Origin of the sequence: Streptomyces sp. NBC_00239 (assembly GCF_036194065.1) — a bacterium.
GTDB lineage: Bacteria > Actinomycetota > Actinomycetes > Streptomycetales > Streptomycetaceae > Streptomyces.
Window position 1 is genome coordinate 175250 of the sequence record NZ_CP108095.1, and the last position, 13465, is coordinate 188714.

Sequence of the window (13465 nt, forward strand, 5' to 3'; positions counted from 1 at the left end):
CCGGAGGCCGTCAGGCAGCGACGAGTTCGTCCGCGAGGAACTCGTCCACGAACTTCCGTGCCCGACGGTCGAAATCGGTGTACTGCGCCTCCCGCTCGGCGCCGGCGACCGCTTCGCCGACCAGCAGATTGCCCTCGGCGTCGACGCGCTGCGGTCGCTCCTCCGCGTCCAGGAGCAGGCCTACGGTGGAGCGGGAGAAGCCGCAGTAGTAGGCGATGCCGTCGCTCAGGTTGGATTCGAGGACGGACTGCATCGACTCCGCGATGGGGTCGTCGGCGGTGGCGCCGGCCAGGGCCAGCCACAGCATGCGCTTGCCCGCCAGGCGGGGCTTGCTGCGGCCGTAGGCGAAGCCGTAGTTCCATACGCGGTCGATCCATCCCTTGAGGACGGCGGGCACGCTCTGCCAGTACACCGGGAAGACGGCGACGACGACATCGGCGTCGAGGATCCGCCGCATGTGGGCGTGCGTCTCGTCCGAGTACGGCTTCTCCCGGTTGCCCCAGTCCGGCTGGTCCTCCACGTTCATCCGCGGGTCGAACCCCTCGGCGTGCAGGTCGAGCAGGTCGATGCGGTATCCGGCGGCCTCGAGCCGGGCGGCCGTGCGGCGGGCGGTGTGGGCGGTGAGGGAATCGCTGCGGTGGTGCGCGACGACCACGAGGGCTGTCCTGGTGTCACTGCTGTGCTGCGGCACGGTGTCTCCCGAGGGCTCGATCTGTGCAGTGAGTCCAGTACAACCGCGGCACCGTAGATGATCCATGGGAGAAACTCTCCAGGACATAGGAGATCGTCTACGATTGCGCTGTGGATCCTCTGAGTTCACTGCTGAGCGGCATCCGGGCCGAGGGCTCGGTCGTCAGCCATGCCGTCCTGACGGCGCCCTGGAGCATCACCTTCGCCGACGCCGCTCCGCTCACCATGGTCAGCGTGCTGCGCGGTGGCGGCACGCTGCTGCTGTCCGACGGCACCGAGCGGGCGATCGGCGCGGGCGACACGGCCATCGTCCGGGGCCCCGCACGGTTCCGTCTCGCGGACGAGCCTGCCACTGTCCACCGCCCCCACACCGCGTACGAGATCAACTGCTTCACCGCGGACGCCGCGTGCACCGGCCAGGAACTCGACGGCATCCACTGGGGCACCGGCCCGGAGGGAGCGACCGCGCTGATCGTGGGCGCCTACCGCGCCTCGGGGCACCGCCACGAACGGCTCCTGCGCGCCCTGCCGCCCGTCCTGGTCATCGCCGAGGACGCCGAGGTCTGCGCCTGGCTGGAGAACTCCGCCGCCGACGCCGCCCGGCTCTCCGCCGGTTCGCAGGCGCTGATGGACCGGCTCCTCGACTGGGCTCTGGTCTGCACGCTGCGCACCTGGTTCGACCGGGCGGGCGCCGACGCCCCCGGCTGGTACCGCGGCCTCGCCGACCCGGTCCTCTCCCCCGCCCTGCACGCCTTCCACGGACGGCCCGCCGAGAGCTGGACGGTCGCGTCGCTGGCCGCTCAAGCCGGCGTCTCCCGGGCACTGTTCGCCCGGCGCTTCACCGAGCTGATGGGCCGTCCACCCCTCACCTACCTCACCGAGTGCCGCATGGACGACGCCGAGGCTCTCCTGGCCGACACCGACCTCAGCATCGCCCAGATCGCCAAGACCGTCGGCTACGCCGACGCCTTCGGCTTCAGCACCGCCTTCAAACGCCACAAGGGCCTCAGCCCCAGCACGTTCCGCACCACGGCGGCGTGAGTCACGGCACGCGGCCGCAAGGACACGGGCCGCACGCTCCGGACCGCGGCACGACACCGAGACGTCGTGCCGGAGTTCGGGCGTCGACGAGCCGATGCAGCAGGGCGGCCGGCGGTCGAATTGGGTGAGACGGCTGTCGACGCGACGAACTTCGGAGCAAGTCGGGGGCGGCGAACCGGCTGGGATTCGCGCTGTTGCCGAAGTTCTTCGGCTTCCGAAGAACCGCCGAGGAATACGGAACGGACCGGGGCGCCCCGTACGTTGACCAGGGCGGGGCCACACCGTGCGCACCCGACGAGCACCGAGGCGACGGGGGGACGCGTGCTGCAACGGAGCCGCTCCGCGCGCCTGGCCGCGTCCGCGCTGACCCTCGTCGTCACCGTCCTCACGCTGTTCGTCCCGGTGGCCGGGGCGCAGGGCATGCTCATGCCCGCCGGCAGGCCGCTCGCCCACCACACGGTGGCGGGGCACGCCGGACAAGGGGCCGGACCGGACGACGTCCCGGCGCTGCATGTCGCGGTCACGAACCGACCTGACGCCCACATCCCCGGCCCGCAGCCTGCGGGCCCCGCGCGTACGGCCGTCGACGCGGCCCCGAGCCGCGCCCTGGGCGGGCCCGGCACGGGCCCCGCCACCGCACTCGCGCCGCCGCGCGGGCCGGCCGAGTCCGCCGCCCCGCGCGGCCCGCCCCACCGATGAGCACGCAGACCGTCATCGACGCCTGACCCTTGCGACCCGGCACACACCGCGCGGGGCCGGTCACGCGTCCCTCCGTCCTGCCCTCATCGTGGAGTACGCATGTCTCGCGCACCCTTGTCCCGCCCACCCTTGTGGAGGGCGATCGTCGCACTGGCGGCCGTCGCGCTGTCCCTCTACATCGCCCTCACCCAATCCGCCCGCCTCGGCCTCGATCTGCGCGGCGGCACCCAGATCGTCCTGGAGACCCGGGACTCACCCACCGTCAAGGCCGACGCCGCATCCACCGACCGCGCTCTGGAGGTCCTCAGGCAGCGCGTGGACGCCCTCGGCGTCTCCGAACCCGGCATCGCCCGCTCCGGCGAGAAACGGATCATCGTCGAACTGCCCGGAGTGCAGGACCCCCGCAAGGCCGCCGAGGTCATCGGCCGCACCGCACAGCTCACGGTCCACCCGGTGACGGGGGCGACGGCCGACAAGGGCTCCGCGAAGCCCGAGGCCGACGGATCGCGCACCCTGCCCGACCCGGACCAGCCGGGCAACCACCTGAAGCTGGGCCCCACCGCCCTCACCGGCGAGGGCGTCGAGGACGCCGAGGCGGTCCTGGACCAGCAGTCGCCGGGCGGCTGGATGGTCTCCCTCGACTTCCGCAAGAGCGCGGGCGACACCTGGGCGAAGATCACCTCGGACGCGGCCTGCGCACCTCAGGGCGCTCCGGAACGCCGCGTCGTCATCGCCCTCGACAACCAGATCATCTCGGCGCCCGGCGTCAACGCGAACGTGGTGTGCGGGACCGGTATCACCGGCGGCTCCACGCAGATCAGCGGCGGCTTCGGCCGGGCCGAGGCGCGCGAGCTGGCGGCGCTCGTGAAGGGCGGCGCGCTGCCGGTGCCCCTCGACGTCCTGGAGCAGCGCACGGTCGGCCCGACGCTCGGCGCCGACGCAATCGAGGCGAGCACCAAGGCCGCGCTCATCGGCATCGCCCTGACCGCACTGTTCATCACCGTCGTCTACCGGCTCCTCGGCGCGCTCGCCGCCTTGGCCCTCGCCCTGTACGGCCTCATCTCGTACGCCGCACTGGTGGCGCTCGGCGCGACGCTCACGCTGCCGGGGCTCGCCGGGTTCGTCCTGGCGATCGGCATGGCGATGGACGCGAACGTCCTGGTCTTCGAACGGGCCAGGGAGGAGTACCTGGGCGTCCGTTCCAAGGACTTGGCGAAGCCGGTGAAGAGCGGCTTCGCCAAGGCGTGGAGCGCGGTGATCGACTCGAACGTGACGACGCTGCTCGCCGCGGGACTGCTGTTCTTCTTCGCCACGGGCCCGGTCAAGGGCTTCGGGGTCACCCTGTGCATCGGCGTCCTGGCGTCGATGCTCACGGCGCTCGTGATCACCCGCGCGCTCGCGGACTTCGCCGTCGCCCGCAGCTTCGTACGCAAGCGCCCCGGTCTGACGGGCATCGCCTCGACGGGCAGGGTCCGCACATGGCTGTCCCGCCGCAACCCGAACCTGGTCCGCCACCGTCGCCGCCGGCTCGGCGCGAGCGCGCTCCTGGTGGCGGTGGCCGTCGCAGGAATCTTCATCCGCGGCCTGGACTTCGGCGTGGAGTTCACCGGCGGCCGCCTCGTCGAGTACAGCACCAGCAGGTCCGTCGACGCGGACACGGCCCGGAACGCCGTGTCCGAGGCGGGGTTCCCGCGCGCGGTGGTGCAGGAGTCCGGCGACGGCGACATCACCGTACGCACGGAGAAGCTCACCGACGACGAACAGCAGCGCGTCAAGGCGGCCTTGGAGAAGCCCGGCGGAACCGTCACGGTGGAGCGTGACGAACAGATCGGCCCGAGCCTCGGCAGCGAACTGCGCCAGAAGGCGCTCCTGGCCCTGGGCATCGCGGTGGCCGCCCAGCTGATCTACCTCAGCGTGCGGTTCCGCTGGACCCTGGCGGCAGCGGCGGTCTCCGCGATGGTCCACGACGTCCTGCTCGTGGTGGGCCTGTTCGCCTGGCTGGGCAGGCCGGTGGACAGCGTCTTCCTGGCGGCGCTGCTCACGGTGATCGGCTACTCCGTGAACGACACGGTGGTCGTCTTCGACCGCGTCCGCGAAGCGCGCCGCCGAGACCCACTGGGCAACCTGGAGAAGACGGCCAACCACGCGGTGGTCCAGACACTCCCGCGCACGGTGAACACGGGCATGGGAGCCCTGTTCATCCTGACCGCACTGGCGGTACTGGGCGGCGACTCGCTGGCGGACTTCTCCGTGGCGCTGATCGCGGGCGTCCTGGTCGGCATCGCCTCGACCATCTTCACCGCGGTCCCGATCGCGATCGCCCTGGAACACCGCAACCCGACACCACCACCGGCACGGGACCGCCTCGCCACGAAGGAAGTCCCTGACGGGTACGGCCCGTTGGAGGCACGGAGGACGAAGGAGAGGAGGACGGGGGCGGTCGTCTGAGCCGGCGAGGACGGTCCTGAGGCCGAGGGCGGCCTCCAGAGGGCGCCAGCGGTCGCCGTGGGACGACCGCCGTCACGCAGTCGTCCGCGAGGCCGGGCATGCCGCGGACCGCACGCCTGAAGCGGCCCCCACCGGGTGGGGGCCGCTTCAGGCGAGCAGTGCCGCTTCCTCTACTCCGCGGTCTTTACGGCTTCACGTTCAGCAGCTTGTTCGCGGTGCCGGAAGACGGGTTCTTGATGGCGTCCGCTGTCGCTGCCCCGGTCAGCGCGGCGGCCGTGTCGGCGGGTGTCGCCGACGGGTGGCCCGCCAGGTAGAGGGCTGCGGCGCCCGCGACGTGCGGGGCGGCCATCGACGTGCCGGAGATCGTCTTGGTGCCGGTGTCGCTGTCGTTCCACGCCGAGGTGATGTCCGAGCCGGGAGCGTAGAGGTCCACCACCGAGCCGAAGTTCGAGAAGTGCGACTGTTGGTCGTCCCTGGTGCTGGAGGCGACGGTGAGGGCTTCCGACACCCGGGAGGGCGAGCCCTGCCCGGCATCGGCGGAGTCGTTGCCGGCGGCCACGGCGAAGGACACGCCGGAGGCGATGGCGCGCTGGACGGCCGCGTCGAGCGCCTCGTCCACGCCGCCGCCCAGGCTCATGTTGGCGACCGACGGGCCGGAGTGGTTCTGCGTCACCCAGTCGATGCCCGCCACGACCTGCTCCGTGGTGCCGGAGCCGTTGTCGTCCAGGACCCGCACCGCAACGATCTTGGCCTTCTTGGCCACGCCGTGGGTGGTGCCTGCGATGGTGCCCGCCACATGCGTGCCGTGGCCGTTGCCGTCGTCGGCGGTGTCGTCGTTGTCGATCGCGTCGAAGCCGTGCTCGGCGCGTCCTGCGAAGTCCTGGTGCGAGACCCTGACTCCGGTGTCGATGACGTACGCGGTCACCCCCTCGCCGCCGCTGTCGGGGTAGGTGTACTTCTCGTCGCCGACCGTGTCTGCCTGATCGATCCGGTCCAGGCCCCAGGACGGAGGCTTCTCCTGCGTCTCGTTGATGCTGAAGCGCTTGTTCTGCACGACCTCGCCGACGGCGGGGTCTGCTGCGAGCCGCTTGGCCTCCGTCACCGTCAGACCGGAGGCGGAGAACCCGTTGACTGCGGACCTGTAGGAGCGCTGCAGTGTGCCTCCGTACTTCTTTGCCAGGTCCTCCTTGTTCGCGGATGCGTCGAGGATGACGACGAAACTGCCGTCCACGGCGCCCGGGGCGCCGAGTCCGTGCACGGTCCCTTCGGCCGGTGTGGCCGCCCCCGCAAAGGGGCTCGCGAAGAAGGCCGCTGCGATTGCCGTTGCAGCGCCGGCGCCTATGGCCGCGTTGCGAAGGCCGTTGGATCGCTTGTGAGTTGTCATGGAGAGGTGGCTCCTCGGTGTGACGTGTGGGGCGTCAAAGCGTTCTGATGAACCCTGTTCCGATTGACAGGAGCAAATCAAGAGCGAACCGGGGCCGGCGACTTATTCAACAAGGTTTCTTAAAAGGCCCTCCACGCCCTCACCACTTCGCACACGCGATCGCATCAACTCCCCCACACAACGGCCCCATTCGCGTGCTTGCGGCTCGGCGTCTGACGTCCGGCCGCAACTGCCGTGCTCGCTCCACCGCTTCGATGCCGTCGACGGCCTCCCCGACGACGAGGATCGTGAGCGCCCCGGCCCCCGTCCTTCGTCCACGCGTGCCTTCGCGGGTCGTCCACGCGGGCCTTCGCGGATCACAGACCGGTCACAACGCCCACACAGCTGCTGCATTCCGGCGAATATGGCGCGATGCGCACACACCACACCGCAGCCCTGCTCGCGGTAGTTGCCGCCCTCGCCGTCACCGCCTGCGACCCGCAGGGCTCCCCCGCCTCGGACAAGCCCGGGGGCGGCAAGAGCCCTGCGCCGTCCGCTCCGTCGGCGCCCGCGCCCGCGCGCAGCGGGGCTGACGCCAAGGCTGCAACGCTCCCCGACTTCGTCGGCATGGGCCTCCAGGCGGCGCAAGACGCGGCGCAGGCTGCCGGGTTCTACCGGCTGAAATCGCACGACGCGCTCGGACGCGATCGAGTCCAGGCCTTTGACCGGAACTGGAAGGTGTGCTCGCAGACGCCTGTCGGCGGCAGGAGCATGGACACCGACACGGCCGTCGACTTCGGCACGGTCAAGCTCGAAGAGACGTGCCCTACGGCTGAGGTGCGGCCCCCGAAACCCGCGGGGAACACCATGCCGAACTTCGTGGGCCGGGGCATGAAGGCCGTCCGAAGCGCCCTGCCCTCCAACGCGAGCATCACCGTAAAGGACGCGCTGGGCAGTCGCATGGTCTTTCAGGAGTCGAACTGGAAGGTGTGCACCCAGGACCCTGAGAGCGGCGGGGCTCTCAAAGGACAGCCGTTGACCTTCACCGTGGTCAAGACCGATGAGGCCTGCCCCTAGCTCTCCGCACACCTGCGGGCCCGCAAGCACCCGCGGGATGCCGGGAGGTGGTCAGTGGGGTTGGGCCCAGCCGTGTCGGACTGCGTGGCCGCCGAGCTGCATCCGGGTGCGGACTCCGGCCAGGTCCATGAGGTGGCGCAGGCGTCGGTGGAGCGTGCGTGGTGAGAGGCCGAGCTGTGCCGCGGCCGTCGAATCGGTCAGGCCGGCCAACAGGAGCGCGAGGATCTTCCGGTCGAGGGCGGTCGGGCCGTCCGCCCCGAGCTCGACGGCGGCTTCGGACTCTTCGCCCGCTCCCGACAGTTCGAGGGGGTGGGCGGAGTGCCACACCGTCTCGAACAACGCGTCCAGCGCACTCAACAGGCCGCTGCGGTGCAGCAGCACGGCGCCGGGCTCGCCGGACGGTGTGACCGCGAGCGGGACGAGGCCGAGGTCGGCGTCGGCCAGCACGAGTTTCATCGGCAGCGGGTCGGCCACCCGCAGTTCCACCCCGTTGCGCAAGGACCGAATCGCATCGTCGATGATGCCCGGCTCCGCCAGGACGTCCCGGTCCAGGACCGCCCGGAACTGCACACCCCGGCCGATGGCCACGGGTTCGGCCGTGTTCTCCTCGGGCGGCAACGCGACGAAGGGCGCGGTGATGAAGCTGCGGACCTGGGTACGGGCCGCCTGCTGCACCTGCAGGAAGCGGTGGCGGATGGCGTCGACACCCGTGACGACCTCGATCAGATCGCTGATGCTGCTCGCGGCCGTCGCCGCCCGGTGTTCCTCCGCGAAGGTCACCAGTGCCTGCTCGGCCATGCGCAGCCCGTCCCGGCGCTGGCTGATGAGCGCGCCCAGCGCCATGGCCGGCGGCGCCGCGGTGAACTGATCATCCGCCGACCTGGTCACCAGTCCCCACCCGAGCAGGCGGGACAGCGCCTTGTCGACATGGGCGTGCGGGAGACCGAGCAGATCCGACAGCGGCAGCGCGGTGGAGTTCGGCAGTCCGAGCAGCGCCCGGTAGACGCACTCGTCATCGGGTTCCAGGCCCAGGACATCCAGCATCGGCGACCGACTCTCTTTCGCTTGTCGCAGCGGAGAGAGTATGCGCCATGGCGGCAGACCCTGAATAGTCCCTGGTGGGAGCAGGTATGGGGGGATGGGCCCCGGGCAGTCGCCTCCCCGGGGCCCGCCAAGGTGGTTCATCGCAGGCCGTATGCCCGGATGATTTCGTTCTTGACGCTGAAGCCGTTGCCGGTCTCGGCGCTCGCGCGGAGCGAGAGGAAGCCGCCGGGCTTCCTGGCCGTCCTGAACGACCCCTTCCAGTAGCCGTCGGCGCCCTTGGTCAGGGTCACCTTCTGCCAGCCTGCGCCGTCGTCGTACGAGACGTCCAGCTTTACGGTCTTCACGGTGCCCGGCACGGGGCCGAGGTTCAGCGAGACGGGCTTGAGCGCGATCTGCCGGGTCGCGTTGGCCTTGATGTCACCGTGCAGGTCCGAGTCCAGTTTGTAGTCGAGGTTCAGCACCGAGAACGGCTCGAAGCGGTCCGAGTCGACGGTGTCGGACATGAACGTCCACTCGGTGTGGGTGCGCGTCGACAGCCGGAAGACGTCGCCGGGGCGCTCCACGTCGAGGACGGTGCGGTAGGGCAGGTTGCCGGCCGGTACCTCCACCCACTGCATGTCCCCGCTCTGCGGGTTGTCGTGGATCAGCGTGCCGCCCTGGAAGACCTGGAGGTGGGACGGCGTCTCGCCCCAGGGCAGGTAGCCGCCCAGGCGCATGGTGTCGCTGGCCGAGGCCCACGCCTGCACGTTCCACGTCATGAAGTTGCCCCACCGCGAGTTGTACACGCCGAAGGACTCGCTCTGGCCGGGCCGGGTCGCCGGAGCGAACCAGTCCAGGCGGGTGGCGCTGCCCTTCGCGTACGTGTTGTCGCCGGACACCATCGTCCACGGCAGGCTTCCGTCGACGCCCTGGGTGTGGAACTCCCGCCAGACCTGACCCGGGGTCACCCATTCCGTGCGGGTGCCCGGGTGCCGCTCCACGTCCGGGAAGTTGAACGACGGGCTGAGGGTGAAGTCCGACCGGTAGCCTTCGGCCGCCTTGCCTTCGGTGGCCGAGTAGTAGCGGGCGTCGATACGGGCGAGCGCGTCCTTGGCGGGCTTGTAGACCAGCGGCCGGTCCGGCACCCGGCCGGGGTAGTCACGCGTCAGGTCGTAGACGAACGGGGTGTGCTCGGTCTGTGTGAGGGTCAGCTTCGAGGTTCCGGCCTTGGCCAACGCGACGAGGGCCCGGCCCGCGTCCCGGTGCACGGAGGCGACCGGTATGGCCGCCGGGCCGACGTACTCCATGAGGGCGCCCGCCCCGTCGTTGACGACGATCAGCGCCTTCGCACCGGCCGCGGCCGCGACGTCGGAGCGCTCCTGCGGGGAGACCTCGTCACTGCGCTCGACGACGACGATCCTGCCCTTTGCCTTGACCTTCCCGTAGGCGGCTGCCGCGCCGTTGCCCGCGTAGACGGTCTGCAGCCGGTCCGTGGCGGTGCCCAGGGCGCTGCCCGCCTGCACCAGCGTCTCGAAGCGCAGCCGGTCGCCGGGCGTGCTCAGGCCGAGCAGCGGCTCGCCCTTGCGCCAGCGGGTGACCAGCATGAAGTCGCCCTGCTCCATCGCCTGCGTCGGGGAGAGGTACACGTCGTCGTACGACGGCGGAACCACGTACGCGCTGCGGTAGTCCATGTACGGGTCGAAGCCCTTGTAGTGGACGTTGAAGTCGACCTTGCGCTGGCGGTCTTCAGTGCGCTGCGGCGCCTCGGTCTGCAGCAGGCGTGCCTTGCTCGCATCGAGCACCACGTCCGCGGGGCCGTCCGCCAGCACGGTTTCCGGGTCTACCAGCACGGCCAGGCCCGAGCGGTCGGCCTTCTCTCCGGCCACGTCGAGGTACGCGGCGACGGTGTACGTGCCGGGTGCCATGCGCATGGTGGTCGATCCGTCGACGTAGACGTTCCACGGCCAGCTGTCGCCCGCCAGGTTGATCCCGACCATTCCGGCGGCGGGCTTGCCGTCCCGGCCGACCAGCTTGATGTTCAGGTCGTAGCGCTCGGCCTCCTTGACGAACGCCACGGCGGTACGGGTCACCGGCTCGCCGGTGGCCGCGTCGGTGGCGGTCACGTAGCCGACGTGCCGTCCTGGCGGGGCGTTGCGCGGGTCACCGGTCACGGGGACGGTCGCGGTGCCGCCCGCCGGGACGGTCACCGTGGTGGCTCCCAGCGTGAACGGCTCGCCGGCGTCGGTCAGGGCCAGTCGCAGCCTGACGTCGGCGGTACCGGAGTTCGTGAAGGTCAGGTCCTTGGTGACGGCGACGTCGCTCGGCTCGTGCGGCCACCTGTAGTCACCGAAGAAGAGCGAGCCGGCGCTGTGGACGGTGGTGCCCACCGCTGCGGCGACGTCGAGCCGGCCGGCGCCGACCTCGTACGGCGAGTACCCGCCGTCGAGACCCTTCGCGGTGCTCATCAGGTGTTCCTTGAGCTGCTTGCCGGTCCAGTCCGGGTGCTGCTGGGCCAGCATCGCCGCCGCTCCGACGACGTGCGGTGTGGCCATCGAGGTGCCGCTGAGGGTGCGGTAGAGACCCTCTGCGCCGTCCGTCATCTGCTGCGAGCGGGCGGCCGTGATGTTCACGCCCGGCGCTGCGATGTCCGGCTTCATGCCGCCCGAGTACGCCAGCGGGCCGGTGCTGGAGAAGGACGCGAGGCGGTCCTGCTTGTCCGTGGCGGCCACGGTCAGCGCCGACGCGGCCGCGCCCGGGGCGGAGATGGACTCCGGCCCCGCGTTGCCGGCGGCTATGACGAACAGCGTGCCGTACTGCGCGGACAGCGCGTCGACCGCCTGCGACATCGGGTCGCTGCCGTCCGTCGGGTAGGAGTTGCCGAGGCTCATGTTGACGACGTCCGCCCCGGACTCGGCCGCCCACTGCATGCCGGCCATGACCCAGGAGTCCTGGCCCGAACCTTCGGCACCGCCGAGTACCTTGCCGACATACAGGTCGGCGCCCGGGGCGACACCCTGGTTGTCGCCCCCGGAGGCGGTGCCCGAGCCGACGATCGTGCCCGCCACGTGCGTCCCGTGCCCGTTGACGTCGGTGACGCCCTCATCGGGCACGAAGCTGACCGTGCCGTCGATCAGGCCGGCGAAATCGGGATGGTTGACGTCGATGCCGGTGTCGAGCACCGCGACCTTGACGCCCTTGCCGGTGTATCCGGCGGCCCAGGCCTCGGGGGCGCCGATCAGCGGCACGCTCTCCTTCAGCGCGGCCTTGACCCGACCGTCGAGCCACAGCTTCGCAACGCCCCCGCCCAGCGTCGCGCTGCCGTGCGGGGCGACGCCGGTCCAGAAGGCGCGGGCCTGCCGCTTGTCGGTGCTGAGCGCGGCGCCGCGGATGCTGTTGAGCTTGCGGGTGACCCTGCTGCCCCGGGGGGCCGCCGGCGGGGTCGCCGAGCGGGTTCCGGCCTGGGCGGCGTACGTCGCGATCAGCGGCACCGCGGCCGACTTCGCGTCGTCGTAGCCCATCTCGATCAGGTCACTGACGTTGAACAGCCGCCGGTCCAGTCTGTCCTTGCCCAGCAGCGGCGCCGCCTCGTCCGGGATGACGAACAGGTCGCCGTCGACTTCCTGGATCTTTACGCCGCCGACGGCGTTGTCCGGCCGGTCGATATCGGCGGTCTGCTTGCCATCGGCCATCGTGCTGACCGTGACCACGTCGCCGGTGACCAGGGTGACCTTGTGGGTGGCCGAGGGCTTGGCGGGGACGGCGGGCTTGCTCGGAGCGGCTTGTGCGGGCGCTTGCAGAACCGCGAGTCCCGACGCCAGCAGGGGCACCGCGGTAGCGGCCGAGACCAACTGCCAGCGCCTGCGGCGCAAGGCGGATGAGAATGAGAGGAAGGACATGCCATGGGTCTATCGGCCGGTGGCGCCCAGGTGAATGCCCGCTGGAGGCAAGTCCTTGCCATGGCGAGGACTTGCCATCCGCACGACTCCCGAATCCTGGACAAGTCTCACTTTCGCCCCCCGCCACCGAGGGCGGTGTGGTGGTAGGCCCAGCCGGCACCGGTCATGTTGCGGCGGCCTTCGGCCCGGCCGAGGGACACGACTAGGCCGCCGGAGCGACATGACCGGCCAAATGGCGGGGCCGCTCGCGTGCCGTGGGGCGTGGCCGAGGTGAGGGTGCTTTCGTCGCGTCGTGGGCGGGCGAGGGCGGTTGCCGTGCCGACCGGGCCATCGTGCTTCGGGCCGGGGGCGGGCTCCCCTGGTTGGCCCGATCATGGAGCCTCCGAAGGAGAGATCGTGGCAACTGGTGCCGACAACCGTGGGACCGTGCAACTGCTGGCGGGCCAGAAGGCGCTGGTGACCGGCGCCAACTCGGGCATCGGGCTGGCGACCGCCGTCGCTCTGGGCCGGGCCGGAGCGGACGTCGTTGTGAACTACGTCGTCGGCGCGGACGAGGCGGAGAAGGTCGTGGCGAAAATCAAGGCTTTCGGGGTGCGCGCCTACGCCCACGAGGCCGACGTGTCCGACGAGGGCCAAGTGGTCGCCATGCTGGACCGGATGGTCGAGGAGTTCGGCACCATCGACATCATGGTGGCCAACGCGGGCCTCCAGCGGGACGCGAACGTGACGGAGATGTCGCTCGCCCAGTGGCAGAAGGTCATCGACGTCAATCTGACCGGCCAGTTCCTCTGTGCGCGGGAGGCCACCAAGGAGTTCATGCGACGCGGTGTGGTGGAAGAGGTGTCCCGTTCCGCCGGGAAGATCGTCTGCATGAGCTCGGTCCACCAGATCATCCCGTGGGCGGGACATGTGAACTACGCCTCCGCCAAGGGCGGTGTGGGCATGCTGATGCAGACGCTCGCCCAGGAACTGGCCCCCCACCGGATCCGGGTGAACGCGATCGCGCCGGGCGCGATCCGCACACCGATCAACCGCGACGCCTGGTCGACCCCGGAGGCCGAGGCCGACCTCCTGCGGCTCATCCCGTACCGCCGGGTGGGCGATCCCGACGACATCGCCAACGCCGTGGTCGCCGTGGCCTCCGACCTTTTCGACTACGTCGTGGGCGCCACGCTCTACGTCGACGGTGGAATGACGCTCTTCCCCGGCTTCGCCACAGGGGGCTGAT

Annotated in this window: 9 protein-coding genes and 1 pseudogene; 5 read left to right on the plus strand and 5 right to left on the minus strand. The window is 70.7% G+C overall.

Annotated features, from left to right (window positions below):
* Window positions 1-10: 10 nt before the first annotated feature.
* The gene (locus OG764_RS00980) at window positions 11-691 is read right to left on the minus strand and encodes an NAD(P)H oxidoreductase (protein ID WP_328966423.1); all 681 of its coding nucleotides are present in this window, start codon (window positions 689-691) and stop codon (window positions 11-13) included.
* A 110-nt stretch (window positions 692-801) separates the two neighbouring features.
* On the opposite strand from OG764_RS00980, the gene OG764_RS00985 reads away from it, so the two are divergent.
* From OG764_RS00985 to secD, 3 genes are all read left to right on the plus strand, one after another.
* A complete protein-coding gene (locus OG764_RS00985; RefSeq protein WP_328966424.1) occupies window positions 802-1731 on the plus strand; it encodes an AraC family transcriptional regulator in 930 nt (309 codons plus the stop codon).
* A gap of 321 nt (window positions 1732-2052) precedes the next feature.
* Window positions 2053-2430, plus strand: coding sequence for a hypothetical protein (locus OG764_RS00990; RefSeq protein WP_328966425.1), 378 nt, complete (start codon window positions 2053-2055; stop codon window positions 2428-2430).
* A gap of 99 nt (window positions 2431-2529) precedes the next feature.
* Entirely contained in the window at window positions 2530-4878 is a 2349-nt protein-coding gene (gene secD, locus OG764_RS00995) for a protein translocase subunit SecD (RefSeq protein WP_328966426.1), read from the plus strand.
* Window positions 4879-5062: 184 nt separating this feature from the next.
* On the opposite strand, the gene OG764_RS01000 is transcribed toward secD, so the two are convergent.
* Window positions 5063-6262: a S8 family peptidase gene (locus tag OG764_RS01000; protein ID WP_328966427.1), complete on the minus strand. Its 1200-nt coding sequence runs from the start codon at window positions 6260-6262 to the stop codon at window positions 5063-5065.
* A gap of 411 nt (window positions 6263-6673) precedes the next feature.
* Here OG764_RS01000 and OG764_RS01005 point away from each other — a divergent pair, with 411 nt between their 5' ends.
* Entirely contained in the window at window positions 6674-7318 is a 645-nt protein-coding gene (locus OG764_RS01005) for a hypothetical protein (protein WP_328966428.1), read from the plus strand.
* 51 nt (window positions 7319-7369) lie between these two features.
* On the opposite strand, the gene OG764_RS01010 is transcribed toward OG764_RS01005, so the two are convergent.
* The 3 genes and pseudogenes from OG764_RS01010 to OG764_RS41635 form a co-directional block, all read right to left on the minus strand.
* Window positions 7370-8362 carry a helix-turn-helix domain-containing protein gene (locus OG764_RS01010; protein WP_328966429.1) on the minus strand — a complete coding sequence of 331 codons (993 nt, stop codon included), beginning with the start codon at window positions 8360-8362 and terminating at the stop codon, window positions 7370-7372.
* A 137-nt stretch (window positions 8363-8499) separates the two neighbouring features.
* On the minus strand, window positions 8500-12237 hold the full coding sequence (locus tag OG764_RS01015) for a S8 family peptidase (protein ID WP_328966430.1): 3738 nt from the start codon (window positions 12235-12237) through the stop codon (window positions 8500-8502).
* A gap of 113 nt (window positions 12238-12350) precedes the next feature.
* A pseudogene (locus OG764_RS41635) lies at window positions 12351-12449 on the minus strand (IS481 family transposase); the annotation flags it as partial.
* Between the two features lie 220 nt (window positions 12450-12669).
* On the opposite strand from OG764_RS41635, the gene OG764_RS01020 reads away from it, so the two are divergent.
* On the plus strand, window positions 12670-13464 hold the full coding sequence (locus OG764_RS01020; protein ID WP_443056173.1) for an SDR family oxidoreductase: 795 nt from the start codon (window positions 12670-12672) through the stop codon (window positions 13462-13464).
* Window position 13465 lies beyond the last annotated feature (1 nt).